An 18,947-nucleotide genomic window follows, 5' to 3' on the forward strand; every position below is an offset into this window, starting at 1 on the left:
CCGATGCCGATTACGGCTTGGCGCAGCTCATTCCCTATGGCGCATCTACTGCGACGGCCATTTGGGAACAGCTCGTAAGCGTTGTGTACAACCCCGGCGACCATGGCGACTTCGCCACTCAGACGGTTCCCGGCCAGCGCGTGGGCGCTGCGGTTCCCGCATTCACGGGTGCGACCATCACCGTTGATGGCGTGGACCTGCCCAAGGGCACGGGCACCGAGCAGTGGCTCTTCCTTGGCTGGCGCGCAGGCGACGGCACCGTCTATAGCGTGAGCGACCTTTCCACCCTGACCATTCCGGCGGGCGGCCTGGTGCTCACGGCCACGTGGACCGCGTGGTATCACACCATCACGTTTGATGGCAATAACGGCACCATCAATGGCAGCGTAACGAATCCGGTTACGCAGCGCACTGGTTCCACCGTGGTTCTGCCCGCCTCGGGCGATGCGGTGCGCGCGGGCTACGTGCTCGACGGCTGGTCGCTCACGGCGGATGGTGCGGTGGCCTATGCTGCGGGCGCTTCCATTCCGATGCCTACCGCGAACGTGACGCTGTTCGCTCACTGGGCGCAGGACGCCGTGCAGATCAACTATGGCGTGCGCACTATTGGCAGCTGGTCGTACGGCAAGCTGGAGGGTGCGGAAGGCGCCACGGGCCTTACCTGGACGGACAACACGGTTACCGACCCGCGTAACTACTACGTACCTTCCTTCAACGACACCTACACGGTGCACCAGGGCGCAAGCCAGTGGGTGAGCTCCATCTACGGTGAAGTGCTGGTTTGGGATGCCGCCAACGGCGTGTACGTGCAGACGGGCGTTGGCTATCCGTACATCATCACAGCCACTCCGTTTACGGGCTATAAGTTCCTGTACTGGGTGGACGAGAACGGCAACGTGGTTTCTCGCAGCGCTTCCTGGCGCGTGTCGCCCAGCAGCGAGGATGCTCGCTACCATACGGCCACCTACTACGCGGTATTCGCCGAGGAAGATAAGGTAACCTTCACTTACGGCGTCGAGAATTCCCAGACGGCATGGGTCAATCGTTCCACGGAAAGCATCAACCCGCTTTCTGGCACGCCCGCTGGCAGTGAAGGCCACATCTCCGATGGCTATACCATCCTTGGATGGTATGACGAGAACGGTACGTTGGTCTCCACCGACCTGACGTTCGTGCCTTCGCGCAACGCCGCCAACGGCATGTTCGAATCGCATACCTACACGCTGAAGACCAAGCCCGCCACCGATACGGGTTACACCATCAAGCACGTGTTCCAGAATTCCGACGGCACCTTCTCGGCTGCTAGCGGATACGCCGACATGGCCGCCACCGGCACGACCGGCTGGACCGTGACGGTGGTTTCCAGCGGCAGCAACTACGTGGTTGCCAACTCCGGCGACTCCACCACGTGGACGCCTTCCGGCCAGAGCACGGTGCTCTACACGCGTAGCGGCTGGACGTATTCGCCCACGCTTTCCGCGTCGAGCGCAACGGGCGTCATCGCCGCTGATGGCAGCCTGGTGCTCACGCTGTACTATGTGAGCAATTCCAACCTGGTCACCATCGTGTACCAGGCTGGCGTGGGTGGCACCGTCACGCCGGGCTCCGAGACGCTCACCACGGTGAACGACGACAATGCGCAGGGCGCTACCGCCACGCCGCTTCCGGGCTACTACTTCGTGGGCTGGAAGGACGCCTCGGGCGTTACGGTGGGTTCCACGGAAACCTGGGCTCCCACGTTCAGTGGCCTTTCCATCACGCAGTGGAATCAGGTACAGGCATTCACCGCCGTCTTTGCCGAGCTGGGCAACGTGACCATCAATTACACGGCTGGCATGGGTGGTACCGTGAGCAAGGCGAGCGAGACCGTTGCCCCGGCATCGGGCACGCCCACCGGCTCGCTGGCCACCGCCGATGAGGGCTACGAATTCCTGTACTGGATTAATGCGGCTACCAAGCAGATCGTGCTCTACGCCGATGGCAACCGCGCGCCCGAGCACATCACGCCGCAGAAGAACCCGACGACCGGCGTATTTGAAAACATCACCTACCAGGCCGTCTTCGGCGCCCTCTCCGACGTGGCCTACGCCGTCGAGCACTACAAGGTGGACGGCCAGGGCAACGTGACCGTATATGCGACCGAGCACCTGACGGGCACGACGGGGCGCGCTGTCACCGCAACCCCGATTGACACCGCGACCGCGCTTGGCTGGGAAGGTTACGAATACGCTCCCAAGTACAAGGGCGACGGCATCGGCGAGATTGCCGAGGGCACCGTTGCGGGCGACGGCTCTACGGTGCTGCGTCTGTTCTACACCGCCACCGACATGGCATACACCGTTCTGCGTTACCAGCTGAATGGCGATGGCACCATTACCATTCTCGATCCGCTGAATCTTGCGGCGCCCACTGATAGCGTCGTAACCGCCCCGACCGATGACATTCCTACCGGCTACGTTGCCGTTGCTAACGGCGGCACCATCACGGGCAAGGTCTCGGGCGTGACCACCACGTACACGGCCGACCTCACGGGCACGGTTACCGGCTTCGTGCTGAACGAAGATGGCGTGACCATCGCCCACGGCTCGAAGCTGGTGCTGGTGCAGCTCTTCACGGCCGAAGAGGTCACCTACACCATCAACTACTGGAGGATTCCCGGTCAGTATCACGATGTGGCCAATCCGTTCTCGTATGCCACGCTGGTGCAGACCGATACGCCCACGGCCCTTACGGGCGCCAAGGTAACGGCTTCGCCCATTACCATCGCTGGTTACACCTACGTGCCTCCCGAGATCAAGGAAGCCTATCCCAGCGTTATCACCGGCACGGTTGCAGGTGACGGTAGCCTGGTGCTGAACCTGTACTACGAAGCCAATACGGGCCGCAAGCTAGTGCTGGTGGTCAATCCCACCAATGCTCCCGGCGCTGAGTGGGCGAGTGGCTACGCGCACCTGGCTTCCACGAGCTATCGTAGTGACACCAAGACGTACCTGCCCACCGCCGTGAACGTGAGCTATCCTGGCTACACCTTCCTGGGTTGGGACACCAGCGAAGCCGCCACCACTGCGGTGTACAACCCGGGTGTGGAGTACACGGTTGGTACGGCCGCGGAAACGAAGCTGTACGCGGTATGGCAGGCCAATACCCAAACGCCGTATAGCGTGGTGCGCTTCCAGGTGAACGGCGATGGCACCATCACGCAGCTCGAGACCCTGACCTACAAGGGCACCACGGGCACGAGCGTTACCCCGACGCCGGTTCCGCCTACGGGCTTCGAGCTGAACAGCAGCATGGAGATTACGTACAACGGCACGACCTACAAGACCGTCGAGACGGGCACCATCGCGGGCGACGGCTCGCTCGAGCTGGTGCACGTGTTCACCGCCAAGGAAGTTGCCTACAAGATCTACGTGTACACGTTGGCTGGCGACGGCACGCTTACCAACATCAACACCATCAACACCACGGCCGCCACGGGCACGCATATCGTGGCCGACGCCGCGGCGGGTGCCGTGGCCCCCACGGGCTATGTGTACTACAACCTGACCACCAGCCTGCCCGATGGCTATGAGTACCTGGGCAACCTGGTGGCGGTAACGAGCCAGAGCGGCAGGTCGTTCACCACCGTGGCACGCGGCACGGTTACGGGCGATGGCAACCTGGTGCTGGAGATCTACCTGCACGCCATCGTGTACGATCTGACGTACGATCCCGGCAGCGGCACGTGGACGGGTGCGGGCGCGCGCGTGCCTGAAGTCCAGTATGGCTACACCGTCACGCCGCTCCCCGTGGCAAACGATGCCACGCGTTCCGGCTACACGCTGGTGGGCTGGACCACTACGGAGTCTGCGAGCGTGACCTATACCAGCTCGAAGACGGGTGCGAGCGTTACCAAGGCGGTTACCACGAACACCGCTTCGGGCGACGAGGCGCTGGCCATCTACGCGCTGCTCTCCGGCGATGCCGCAACGTATGGCTTCTATGCGGTGGGCGGCCAGTTCACCATGCCGCATGCCGACACCACGCTCTATGCGGTCTGGATGCCCAACCTGGTCAATTACACGATTTACCGTTACGCACTCAATGCCGAGAAGACTGGCATTGCCAGCACGCTCACGCAGGAAACGCGCCAGGCACGCGTGGATACCTGGGTGAGCGCCACGGGCACCGACACCACGTACAGTGGCTACCATTACTACGAGAACAACCTTACCGATCCGTTCAGCCTGAACGTTACGCAGATTCAGGTGAACGCGGGCGGCACGGGCACGGATGCCCTGAAGCTCTTCTTCACGCAGGATGCCGATACGGCCTACACCATCATGTATTGGAAGATTACGGGCGAGGGCACGCGTGAGGCGCTGAACGTCGTCTACGATTCCGCCACGGGCACGTGGGGCAATGCGCTGGTGCGCACGGGTTACGCCGACACCACGGTGAATGTTTCCGAGGACGGCACCAATACCGCTACGTACTACTACGACAACCAGGTGGTTGCCGACGACTCCGCCACGTATGGCACGCTGGGCTACAAGTTCAGCAAGAGCTACAACGACGGCACGTACGCCACGCGCTACGAGGGCATCGTGAACGCCGCTGGCACGCTCGTGCTGAATCTGTATTACGAGGCCATGTCCCGTTCGCTCGTGTACGACCTGGGTAGCGACGGCCAGTGGACCGACGGCGACAAGACGCCCACCCCGGGCCCGAATTCCGAAGCCGTGATTACCCTCGCCGGCAGCAACGACGTGTACCGCTACGGCTACACGTTCATGGGCTGGTCGCGCACCTCCGGCGCCACCACGGCCGATGACGACCTGCTGGCCACGGGCACGCTTTCTTTCACCATGCCCACCGCTGAAACCACCACGCTCTACGCGGTGTGGGCGCCTTCCGATTCCACCTACGTCGTGGAGTACTGGAAGCTGCGCGGCGACGGCACGCTGGAGCATGTGACGTCCGAGGATGCCACGGCTACGGGCACGACCGGCACCACGGCGAACGTGAAATCGCCCGTCGACTACACCGCGCATGTCATCGCCGGCTATGAATACGCCGCGAGCATTTCCTACAACGGCTCCACGCTGTACTCCTACGGCGAGCCGGGCAATACCGACGACGGCATCATTACCGGCCACTCGGCCAACGCCACCACGGGCGTGCTGCACGTGAAGCTGTACTACACCGCTTCGAGTACCGCCTACACGGTGGAGCGCTGGGTCGTCACGGGCGATGGCACGCTGCTTCCCGTGAAGGCCGACGGCACCGTTGATTACAACTGGAACGGCACCGATGACGTGAGCTCCTACTGGATGAGCCACTCCAGCTACACCGATGCCAACGCCAACGCGCAGGCGAACAACGATTCCGCCACGGTTGGCTGGGATGCCGCCACGCATACCTACTACACGGCCGACGACGTGGCCATTACCGGTTACGAGTTCGCGCCTCATGGCACGTACGTCTCGAAGGGCGACGCGGCCGAGACCAAGTACTACACCGAGGCCATTGGCACCATTTCCGCTACGGGCGACCCGCTGGTGCTGAAGCTGTACTACCGCGCCATCAGCATGCGCCTGACGTTCGACAAGGGCACGGGCGATGCGTACTCGTGGTATCCGAACGAAGATCCCTCGGGCGACCATATGGCTGGCGACTCGGTGACGCTGCCCACCGCCAACCAGACGCGTCGCACGGGCTACACGCTGCGCGGTTGGGTGGAGCTGCCTACGGCGGCCAACCCCGATGACTACACCATCCAGGTGACCTACGGCTCCGAGACGCGTACTTTCAAGGCGTCCGATATCACCTCGCTCATGGGCAATTGGGCCATCGAGTTCCTGAAGCTCGTTCAGAGCGGCGATAATGGCCAGTACCTGGTGTTCACCTATGGCGGTGCTTCCGTGAATCTGCCGTACTACACGGCCGCTTCCGTGATTAGCATGCCTACGGTTCCCACCACGATGTACGCCGCATGGGAGCCCAACCAGCGCACGTCCTACGTGGTTGAGTACTACAAGCACAAGGGCGACGGTACGATGGTGAAGGTCGACACCGAGACGTACTACGGCTACACCGACACCACGGCCACGTTCGACCCGAGCACTGCCGCCAACAAGTACGATGGCTACCATCAGTACTCCACCACGCCCGACGAAGAGGGCTACAAGCTGGATGCCGATGGCTACGTGCTCGACACCACGGGCGCGCGCATCACCGATGGCACCAACCCGTACCAGCAGATCCTGGAGGGCAACATCTCGGCCACCACTACGCTGGCCCTGAAGCTCTTCTACGAAGCCGACTTGGTGCACTACGTAGTGCGTTGGTACAAGTGGACGGGCGCCGAAACGTTGGTTCGCGAGTACCAGGAAGTGCGCAGCGGCAAGGTGGACAGCCAGGTAGACGTGCTGCCCGGCGACAAGACGCTCACGAAGGACGTCGACAAGGGCTATGACTTCACGTCATATGCGTGGAGCTCTACCTTCACGTACACCGACGAAGATGGCGTGACGTCGAAGAACATCCTTTCGGCCACCGTGGGCACCACGCCTCTGGGCTCCGTCACGGTGAACGGCGTAGATGTTGACTACTACACCGAGCTGGCCCTGTACTACGTCTCTCAGGAAATCACGCTTACGCTGGAGATTGGCGCGGGCAGCTGGTACAACCCGTCGTACGCTTCGCAGAACGTGCGTGCCGACTACCCGAACTACCCGCTTCCCGGATCCGACGTGCTCGAGCGCGCTGGCTACGAATTCAAGGGCTGGACGGCAGTTTCCGACTACACGTTTGCTGCCGACGCGGCTAACTATGCTGCCCAGACCTTCACCGTGAATACGGCGGAGGGCAGCATTTCCCGCGCGGTCTACGAGGCCCTGAACGCTGCTGGTGCCATTATCACTGGCACTTTCAACCTGGGTACCGAGAACACGACGCTCTATGCGGTCTGGTACGCGCTTGACACGACGCCTTACACCGTGCGCCACGTGCGTGTCGATGGCAACGGTAACGAGAAGACGGTCATCGTCGATACCTTCACGGGCATCACCGACGACACCGCCGTTGCGGAAGTCTACACGAGCAATTCGGGCACTACCGCCGCCAACTACCCGTCCTTCGTGGGATGGACGTACGGCGACGTGGTCACCGTTGCTGGCGTTACCAAGACCAGCGGCAACAACCAGTCTGGCACGTGGGCTCCGGGCACCGGCAAGATCGTGGCTGGCAACCCGAAGCTGATCATCACGCTCTACTACGCGCCCAACGGCTACACGTTCACGCTGGATGCGGGCACGGCCTGGTCGACGCTTCCCGCAACGTGGACCGACGGCACCACGGGCAACAAGGTCGATACCGACCATGCCACTGAATACAATGCCACGCTTCCTGGCACCACCGCGGTCGATCGTCCCGGCTACACGCTGGTGGGTTGGACCACCGATGCCGCTGCGGCAACCGAGCGTGCGGGCCAGGCGGCGATTACCTACGCCGATAGCCTGGGCGACCTGCTGCTTGCACCGGGTTCCATCTACAAGCTTCCCGCCAATGCCGAGAACGCCATCACGCTGTATGCGGTGTACAAGCCCATCGCCGACACGCCGTACGTGGTCGAGCACTATAAGGTTGTCAAGGATGCCAATGGCAACATCATCATTACGAAGGTGAACACGGATAACCTGACCGGCACCACCGACACCACCGCTACCGCAACCGCCCACAACGTGAACACCGAAGCGGCTTGGGCTGGCTATACGCTGGTGGGGGACAATGCCTCTATCTACGGCTTCGCGGATGCCGACTTCGCTGGCTACACGGTGAAGGTGAACGGCACGGTTGATGCTTCGCCCACGGCGGCGGCGTACACTACGCACCTGTCTGGCAACATCAGCAAGGCCGAGCCTCTGGTGCTGAAGCTGTTCTACGTGGCCAACGACACCACGACATTCACCATCGAGCGCTGGTATCTCGATCCCACGGGCCAGTACACCACCAAGATCGGCACCGACGTCGTGGGCCAGGCTACCACTGACACTTCGATTACCCTGAATGCCGAAGGCGACATCGTGACCGGATCCCATGCGGGCTACTCGATCACGGGTGGCTATGCGGTCATCGCCGGCTACAAGATGAAGAACGACCTGACGGTTGGCACGTACAGCACGGCCTACGCCACGGCAGCTACCACCACGGTTACCATCACGGGCAACGGCCTGGCCAAGTTCGTGCTCCTGTACGCGCCCGACGTGGCCACCTTCAACGTGGAGTACTGGAAGTACACGGGCGACGGCAACATCGTTCCCCTGAATGCCTTCACCGTGAACGGCTCTACCACCAACACGATCGTCGTTTCCGGCGAGGACATCCTGACCAGCTACACGGCCATCGTGAACCGCGGTCAGAGCGAAGTCGCCGGCGAGGGCACGGGCTCGGTGTACCGCCACCTGAATTACGCGGCGGGCGAGAGCTACGCTCCTTCCGGCAGCTACACCATCGACTACAGCGCGTTCGTCGGCTACACCTTCAACGCCTCCTTCAACAAGCGTGGCGCCAACGGCGTAACCAAGGCGACGGTCTTCACGGGCGTTATCGCCGCCGATGGCAGCCTGACGCTGGTCCTGGTGTACGAGGCCGATAACCTGCAGCTCAACTTCGACCTTGGCACGTACGGCAACAAGGCCACGACTTCCACGTACGCGATGCCCTCCACCGTGAAGGCCGAGAGCACCGTGACGCTGCCCGTGGCTGCCGACGTTACGCGCGATGGCTATAGGCTGGCGGGCTGGACCACCGAGGCAACCTACACGTTCACCAGCGGCACGTATGCTGGCGAGACCCTTACCGTGGCCGATGCCAAGGGATATCGCGCCAACGCGTTGAAGGATGCGCTCTCTGCGGCGGGCCTGCTGTACACCACCACGTTCCCCATGGGCGTGGAGGCCGACACGCTGTATGCGGTCTGGGTGACCACCAATGACACCGACTACTCCGTGGCCGTCTATCGCATCAAGGGCGACGGCACCATGGAATACACGGGCACGAAGGTCTACCACGACGGCGTGGCCGACGAGACCGTTTCCCCGGCACAGAGCCCCGTGGGCACGTATGATGGTTCGCTGACTGGTGCCAACATGGAAGGCGACACCTACAAGGTCATCGGCTACACCTGGATCGCTCCCGGCACTAATGTGGGCGACTACGGCACGGGCATGCCCACCGAAACCGACGGCACCAAGGTCGTGGCTGCCGATGGCTCGACCGTCCTGAACTTTATCTTCACCGCAACGCAGGTGAGCTACTATGTGGCGCGCTACCGCGTCGACGGCGACGGAAAGACCTACCTGGTGGATGCTTCCGGCAACGACGTCATCCATAACGGCAACACCGTTACCGTGGAAGACGTTACGGCCGACCTGGATACCTACAAGGGCTACCTGATCGCCTACACCGGCTACGCCGATGCTGCCGTGAACGTGACGGCTGGCGTGGCTTGGGTGTACGACACCTCCACGAAGCCGTATACGTACAAGAGCGACGACAACCAGGATAACGTCGACGTCCAGGGCGGCACGCCCAACGCCACGTACAGCCCCACGTACGAGGGAACGACCGCAACGGGTTCCGTCGAGCGTGACGCCACGTCCGTCTTCTCGCTGTTCTACGTACCCAGCACCTTCACCGTGAAGGTTATGCCGAACAACGGCACCTGGGCTACGGGTTCGGGCGCCTACGATGGCGATGGCAAGCTCTCCTTCGCCGACGACGTATGGCAGGGCCGCCTGGCTTCCGGCACGTCGCTCGTGGTGCCCACCGCCACGCAGCTTACGCGCGCGGGCTACATGCTCGATGGCTTCACCACCGAAATCGGCGGCGACGTGGTTGTCGTGGCTGGTGGCACGTACTCCACGCCCATCGGCGCCATCACCCTGTATGCTCACTGGGCTGCGCTTCCCAGCTACTACAAGGTCAATCACGTGAAGATCCACGGCGACGGCAGCACCGAGGTCGTGTGGAGCTACCGCACCACCGGCGATACGGGCACCACGGCTCAGGAGGCTGCAAAGCCCGCCAACGATACCACCGCGAATGCCAAGGACCAGGAGAGCGGCACCAAGGTCTTCAACTGGAACGGCTACGACTTCCTGGCCGACACCGCTTCGTTCACCTACCGTGACGAAAACGGCGTGCTGCATACGGTGACCACGACGCAGAACGCGGAAATCACCGCCGACGGCGGCCTGGTGCTGAACCTGTACTACACGCCGCGCACCGACACCACGTACTTCGTGGAGCGTTGGCTGCTGAACGGCGACGGCACGCTTTCGCCGCTCGATGCCAATGGCAACGTCATGCGCGACCCGGCTACGGGCCTGCTCATTGTGACCACGCCTGAGGCCGTGGCCGCCGACCCGACCCTGTGGGAGACGTATCGCAAGCTGCATACCGGCCGTACCGACGCGATGGTCTATGCCGATGGCGTGGTGCCCGCGGATGCCAGCCAGGGCGCGGTGCCTTCCACCGAGACGCTGGGCTACAACCTGGTGAACGACGCCATCGACATCGAGGGCTACATCTATCTGGGTCATAACCAGAGCCATACTATCGAGGGCAAGACGGTTACCACGACCTCGCGCGACAACCTGAACGGCGACGGCACGCTGGTCCTGCGCCTGTTCTACTACGCCGACACGCTCGTGCTCACCTACGAGTCCGGCTCGCTTTCGCCCAACGGCACGTTCACGCAGAACCATGCCGCGGACGACACCTTCGCGCTTCCCACGGAGTCCACCGTGAAGCGCACGGGCTACGAGCTGGTTGGCTGGACGACGCTGCAGAGCGTGACCGTGAATGGCCAGACGATTGACGTGAACGAAGCTACCGGCAAGAACGCCTTCGACATCATCACGTACCTGAATAGCCAGAACGCGCTCATCACCGCCACCTACGGCAAGGTCTACTTCCTGGATGGCGCGACGTACCTGATGCCCACCACGAACCGCACGCTGTACGCGGTGTGGAGCCCGATTCTGATCGACTACACGGTGGTCGTGAAGAAGGTAACGGGCGAGGGCGAAGTGGTGCAGGTTTCTTCGAACGTGTATCAGACGTGGGCCGACACCATCGTCCACGCCGATAGCGCTCCCGTGAGCGGCGCCGATGCCTATGGTTACCTGAACAGCACGGGTGTTACCAGCCGCGATGGCGCAGCCGATGCCACGCCTTCCATCGCGAACGCCATTACGGGCTACACGTACCTGGCTCACGGCCTGAATGCCTACGGCGTGGAGGGCTGGAACGTCACCATCGACGGCGGCGACGTTACCACCTACGCATGGGATTACGTGGGATACGTGAGCGGTGGCATTACCTACACGCTGTTCTACCTGGCCGACGAGGTGAAGATTACCCTGAACACCGGCGCTGGCTCCTGGGATACCACCACCGCCACGGGTGCTAGCTGGAACGGGACGAACCCGAAGACCTACCGCGTCGAGCAGGAAATTCAGCTGCCTGCCTACAATACCGTGACGCGTGCGGGCTACACGCTGGTTGGCTGGGCGCGCAGCAGCGATGGCGCTTCCGCGACGGGTCGCGCTTCGCAGACCACGGCTGCTACGCTGGCCGCCATCACGGGCGACGAATTCTACGCGGGTGGCGCGCACTGGACGCTGGTAGCCACGTGGAACGGCAGCGCGTACGTATATGCCACCGACATCGCCTACCTGGTGCCTTCCGCCAACCAGACGCTCTACGCGGTCTGGCGTGCCAACGACGACACGACCTATTTCGTCGACCATATCCGCTTCGACGGTAACGGTACCGAGAAGGAGACCATCACCGATACCCTTACCGGCATTACCGACGAGGTCTACCCGCTCACGCAGTACACGAGCGCCTCGGGTGTGAATTCGGCGAACTACTCCGCGTTCGTGGGCTACACCTTCAATCCGAGCTTCAGGGATGCTCTGAACGTCCTGCACACGAGCACGCTTACGCCCACCGATGCGATTACCGGCAACGGACTCATGCGCTACACGCTGTATTATCGTGCTGACGACCTGACGCTCGAGCTTGATCCGGGTGCGGGCGCATGGGGCACTACCGACTACAGCTCGACCACGCACCAGGCTGAGTCGGCCTTCAACCTGCCCACAAACAATGACGTGAGCCGCGCTGGCTACACGCTCGTTGGCTGGAGCACCGATCCTTCGGGCAAGGCTGCCACTGCCGATGCTTCCCAGAGCATCGCCGATGCCCTGGCGCTGATTACGGGTAACACGCCGCAGAACGGCGGCGCGAACTACACGCGCGTTGCCACCACGCCCGATGGCATCACCTACACGTTCTATACGCCGGGCTACACCATGCCCACCACGAGTCAGAAGCTCTACGCAGTATGGCGCGCCAATAACAACAGCCTGAACTTCGTGGCTGGCACCTACGCCACGCCCGCGGAGGGCCAGGGCACTTCGGCGCTGCACTCCACCGATTCGCAGTTCACGCTGCCCACGGGCGACGCGTTCACGCGCGGTGGCTACACGCTCGTTGGTTGGACGACGTATCCCACCTACAACGGTGAGTCGGTAAACGAGAGCACGGGCGTTGCATCGCAGAACATGGCCGACGCCATTGATGACGTAACGGGCGGCACGGCTGCTGGTGGCGCGTACTTCACCTTGGCCAACGGAACGGCCCTGTATCAGATGCCCACCAACCGCAGCGTTACCCTCTACGCGGTATGGCGCGCCAATAGCGACACCGAATACTACGTGTATCGCTACAAGGTGACGGGCGATGGCGTGCTCGTTCCCATCGACGAGAATGGCAACGAGGTCGTTGACGGCCAGAACAAGATCACGCACGTGGGTGTTACTGACGAGCATGCCGATGCCGAGGGCAACAACGACGTGCCCAACGCGCATGTGACCAATGACAACACCAACGTGGATGGCTACACGTACCTCTCGCACGGCAACAGCGTCACCGACGCCGACAACGTGCCCCACACCACCAGCTCTTCCGGCAGCATTTCCGGCGACCCCGCCAATCCGCTGAAGATGTACCTGTACTACGAGGCGAACGAGAATACGCTCAGGCTGGTCCTGGGTGGCACGACCGACGCTCCCGCCAGCTGGAAGTCCGGCAGCGAGGGCAAGGCCGTTACCACGCACACCACGCAGAGCACCACGGTGCTTCCCACCAATGCCGACGTCCTGCGTCCCGGCTACACGCTGGTTGGCTGGGCAACCGATGCGGCTGGATCCACGGCCGAGGGTCTGGCTTCCCAGGAAACCGCCAACCGCCTCGCCTCTGCCACGGGCAATGACTTCGCCCATGGTGGCGCGAACTGGACGCTCGTTGCCACGTGGGATCCCGTGAACAAGACGTACGTCTTCGTGGATGCCGACGATGTCGAATACCTGATGCCCACGCTTTCCGAGCGCGTGCTTTACGCGGTCTGGCGTGCGAATGACGATTCGCCCTATACCGTGAATCGCTATTACGTGGATGGCAATGGCGTGATTCATCCCATCGAGACGCTCACGCATTACGGCGTGACGGGCGAGGTGGCCATCGCCGACGCTGCTACGCTTGATCCGACCAAGCCGTGGTACACGCAGGATAACGACAGCATCACCGGCTACGAGTACCTGACCAACGGCATGTCGCGCACGGTGTCTCATACCGACGATTCCGTAACCACGGCTGTCGACACTACGGTAACCACCACGTCGCGTCTGAAGATTAAGCTGGCCGCCGATGGCAGCATCCTCACGGTGCTCGACCTGTACTACGTGCCCGTCACCAAGACGATCACGTTCGACAAGGGCAACGGCACCTGGGCTGCGGGTGGCGACAAGAGCGGCACCTACGGCACCGATGAGGAATTCCTCACGCCTGGCGCTGATGCCATCAGCCGCGAGGGCTATGAATTCATCGGCTGGTCCGCCGAGCCCACGGTAACGCCTGCGGGCGGCAGCCCGATCTACGTGCACACCAGCACGGGCGACGACTCGCGCACGGCCGCCGACCTGGCAGTCGGCCTGGTCTATGATGCCGCAAAGGCCGCCGAGTTCGGCGTGGCCTACACTGCGAAGGGCGGCGCCTACCTGGTGCCCACCACCAACCAGAACATCACGCTGTACGCAGTGTGGAAGGCCATCGTGAACACCATTACCTATGAGGGTGGTTCTGGTACGTGGGCCAGCGGCGTTGATACCAGCGTCCAGCATTCCACCGACGACGTGTACAACCTGCCCACGGGCAGCGATATCACGCGCGAGGGCTACACGCTGGTTGGCTGGACGACCGAACCTACCGTGACGCCTGCTGGCGGCACCCCCATTTCCGTGAACACCAGCACGGGTGAGGATTCGCGCACGGCGGCAACGCTCGCTCAGAACCTGAATTCCGACGCAACGCTGATTCCGGACTTCGGGGCTCGCGGCAAGGCCTTCACCGCCGCGGGTGCGGCATTCTCGACGCCTACGAACAATAACGTTACGCTCTACGCCGTCTGGCGCGCCAATGACGTTACCTATACCGTTGAGTACTGGGTCATCCTGGAAGATGGTACCGCCATCCAGATGAAGATCGGCCCGGACGGCAAGACCCCCGTGGTCGACCGCGATGCCAATGGTTTGATCGTCCGCACGCATTCCGGTACGTACGCTACCGACAATCGCGTAACGTACACGCAGGGCGTGCCCCATGAGACGGCGAAGGCTGACTTCACTGGCACGGATACCCTGCCTTACACGAACAACGACATCAAGACGGTTGCTGGTTACCAGTACATCGTCCACAACGATAGCTACAAGGGCTACACCACCGTGGCTCAGGGCGAGATTCTGGCCGACGGCACGTTGCACCTGGTGCTGTACTACAAGCCCGCCATGGAAACCGATGGCACCTTCACCAACGAGCTCGAACTGGTGGGTGGCAGTGATTCCAGCTGGGCTGGTAGCAAGACCTATCATTACTCCAGCGACTCCTCGCACGTGCTGCCCAACGGCACGGGCGCCGACGCCATTACGCGTGACGGCTACACGCTGGTTGGCTGGACCACGCAGCCCACGGTGAACGTTTCCGGTTCTGCGGTTTCGGTTACCGAGTCCACGGGCTGGGCAAGCCGCTCCGCCGCAGCAATCGCCGCCGCGCTCACCGGCCGCGCAAGCGACACGGGCGCCGTGTTCACCGCAGCCAACGGCACGTACGTGATGCCCACCAACGCCAAGGTCACCCTGTACGCCGTATGGCAGGCCAACACCGACACGCCGTACTACGTGGAGCGTTGGATCATCACCGGCGATGGCGTGGCCATTCCCCTGAAGCAGGACGGCACCATCGATCGCGATGCGTCTAAGAACGTCGTTTCCCACGATGCCGCATGGGCGGTCACGCAGCGCCTTGCCTACGCCGGCACCACCGATGAGGAAGCCTGGGCCGATGCTCTCGATTCTTCGGTCACGTACCGCCATGCCGACAACCTGGCCGTCGAGGGCTACACCTATGTGACGCGCGGCAATAGCTACCTGGGCTACACCACGGTGGCACGTCACAACCTGGACGGCGATGGCAACATGGTCCTGGTGCTCTACTATCAGCCCGTCACCATTTCCGTTACGCTCGTCGAGGGCAGCGGTTCGTGGAGCCCCTCCACCGACACGTGGTCCGGCACCTACAAGACCGACCAGACCTTCGACCTGCCCAGCAACAGCGACATGACGCGCACCGGCTACACGCTGGTGGGTTGGACCACCATTCCCACGCAGGGTGGCGTGAACGTGGGTACAAGCCAGGGCATTCCGTCGCGTACGGCTGCCGATGCCGCCGCGGCCCTGGCGGGCAACATCGCCACCACCACGGGCGCCGAATTCATCGCCGCAGGCGGCACGTACACGGTGCCTAGTGCATCGCCCGTTACCCTGTACGCGGTGTGGAAGGCCGACAATGATACTCCGTACTACGTGGAGCGCTGGGTCATCACCGGCGATGGCGTGGCCATCGCCCTGAACCAGGACGGCACGGTTCCCTATGGCACCGATGGTAATCCCGTCGAGCATGCCGAGGGTTCCGCGTGGGTCGTCGCGAATCGCCTTGCCTATGCGGGCATCACCGACGAAGAGGCATGGGCCGACGAGCTCGATGCTGCGACCACGTATCGTCATGCTGACAACATTGCCGTTGCAGGCTATAGCTTCATCGCCAACGGTTCCGCCTTCACCGCTCCCGGCGGCAAGGTATACGCATCGTTTACGCGTGACGATATCGCCCCCGATGGCACGTTGGTGCTGAAGCTGTACTACGCGTATGGCAACCTGACCACGTACGAAGTGAAGCATTGGCGCATCACCGGCGACGGCACCATCAAGGAGCTCATCACCGACGCTGACATCCAGGGCGTTGACGCAACCGTGGGCGCATCCGATACCACGCATACAGCGACGGTTCTTACCGATGATGAGAACGAGTCGCGTCCTGGCTACGCGTACAACGAGGACTTCGTTGGGTACGAGTTCGTGGGTACTGCCGTTGACGCGGAGGGCAATGTGTACACGAGCGTCACGAGTGGCAACATCGCCCACGACGGCAGCCTGGTGCTGAACCTGTACTACAGGGCCAAGACCACCATTGAGCTCATTCTCGATCCGGGTGCTGGCACGTGGGTCAACCATAACGCCGATGCCGATGGCGTCGAGCAGGCCGATGGCACGAAGAAGAGCAACCATTCCAGCGAGTCTTCCTTCCGCCTGCCGGGCGTGAACGATGTCCATCGCGATGGCTACTACTTCATCGGCTGGTCCAACGTGCCCGATGGCTCGCGTACGATTGGCAATATCTCGCAGACCACGGCCGACGGCCTAGACGATGCGGCCGACAACTTCCATGGCGCGGGCATCGATACGAAGACCGGCATGGGCGGTTCTTCCACGAACGGTACCTGGCTGATTGTCTTCGCCGACAGCAGCGCCGAGGGTGGTTACACCTACACCAATCCGACGTTGTACTTCATCTCGCCCGATGGCATGTTCCTGATGCCCACCACCTCCACCATCCTCTACGCGGTGTGGGCGGCACGTAACGACGTGGATTACGAAGTGAGCCACTACCTGGTAGACGTGAATGGCATCGCCCATGAGGTTATCGCCGACCAGGAGCATCCGAACCCGGCGGCCAATGCGACCACCGATGAAGAGGTTTCTAGCACGGCGAAGCCTGATGGCTACTATCCTGGCTACACCTACGTGCCTGGCTACGCTACGCCGGTCCTGGATGAGGATGGCAAGCAGAAGCTCGACGAGTACGGCAATCCGATCTACACGTTCGTGGTTGACGCCGATGGCAACAACGTGGGCACGGGCCTCGAGGCTGCGAACCTGAATGGCGACGGCAGCACGCACCTGCGCTTCTTCTACGTGGCCAACAGCGATACCAAGTACTACGTGGAGCGCTGGGTCATCGACGGCGACGGCAATCTGGTTCCCGTGGCGGCCGACGGCACCATTCCGCATGACGAGAACGGCGCAATCATCATCAACGATGAGGCGTGGGCGGAAACGCAGCGCATCGAGCATGAGGGCACCACCGACGACGAGGCGTGGGCCGACGAAGACGTTGAGGGCTACACGTATCGCAACGCCGACAATGTGGATATCCCGGGCTACGAGTACGTGCCCCATGGCCAGGTGGTCACCGATGCCGAGGGCAACGAGTACGTGACCGTGGCGCGCGCGATTATCGCCGGTGACGGCACCATGGTGCTGCGTCTGTACTACAAGGCCATCAGCAACGAATTCATCCTCGACCCGAACAAGGGCATCTGGACCGATCCCGATGCCGAGCCTGCCGAGGAGGAAGAGCCTCCCGCTGACGAGACTATCGAGGAGAAGGCGGCTCGCGAAGAGGCTGCGGCCATCGCCAAGGCTGGCGGTACGGTGCCCATCGATAGCGACTATCGCAAGCCTATCGTTACCAACCCCGATACCGACAGCGTTATCAAGCTGCCCACGGCCGAGGATATCTCGCGCAATGGCTACACGCTGACTGGCTGGGAAGACGCGGATGGCAGGATTTGGGATCCGGGCTACCTGTACACGATTCCCGCCAACGGCGGCACGCTTACGGCGGTCTGGACGCCCATTACGTACCACATCACCTTCGACCCGAACGATCCGGTTGCCCAGGGCAAGATGGATGACATCGAGTACACGTACGGCGAAGAAGACTTCAAGCTCCCCGAAGAGGGCTTCACGCGCCGCAACGGCACGTTCCTGGGCTGGGCGCTGCACGAGGGTGCCACGGTACCCGACTTCACGCCCGAGCAGCTCATGGAGGCTCTGCTTGAGGCTCAGAAGTCTGGCAAGCTGCCTTCCGATGCCACCATCGACGACCCGAATACGGCGATGTTCCTGCTCGCCGCGATGGCCGGTACCGGCACGGACATTACGCTCTACGGCGTATGGGATGTGGAAACGCATACCGCCTCGCTGGGTGGTGGCACCGTTGTTATCACGGGCTACGACGATGATGGCAACCCGATTTACCAGGGCACCTACGATGGCGGTAACGTCACGCTGCATACGCATGATATCGAGCCCGGCTTCACGCTCTCGCGCGATGACGTGACGATTGACGTCCACGACGGCTGGTACCTGAAGGGCTGGTACGTCACGCAGAACGGCGTGACCACCTACTACGAGGATCCCGACGCGATCTTCAACATCACCATGGATGCCGACACCATCTTTGAGCCGGTGTTTGGCAACTACGCGGCGGAGGCCGGCTACGCGGGCTACGGCTACGGCGACGTGCTTCCGCGCACGGGCGATGCTAATTTCGCTTGGTTGATTATCCTGATGGCGACCGCGTTGGCGCTGCTGTGCATCGCGCGTCGCAAGATCACCCGAAGGGATGGGTGATTATCTCGATCGGTCGCGTTCGTG

1 protein-coding gene (cut by a window edge) is annotated in these 18,947 nt (G+C 62.3%); it reads left to right on the top strand.

All coding sequences use genetic code 11. The annotated features are described in order from the left end of the window. Nucleotides 1-18,923 carry the 3' end of a BspA family leucine-rich repeat surface protein gene (locus AAY81_RS10325; RefSeq protein ID WP_066659853.1) on the top strand. The gene continues 26,599 nt to the left of window position 1, outside the view, so only the last 18,923 of its 45,522 coding nucleotides appear in the window; the start codon falls outside the window, past its left edge; its stop codon occupies nucleotides 18,921-18,923. Nucleotides 18,924-18,947 lie beyond the last annotated feature (24 nt).

Source organism: Denitrobacterium detoxificans, assembly GCF_001643775.1.
Classification (GTDB): Bacteria; Actinomycetota; Coriobacteriia; order Coriobacteriales; family Eggerthellaceae; genus Denitrobacterium; species Denitrobacterium detoxificans.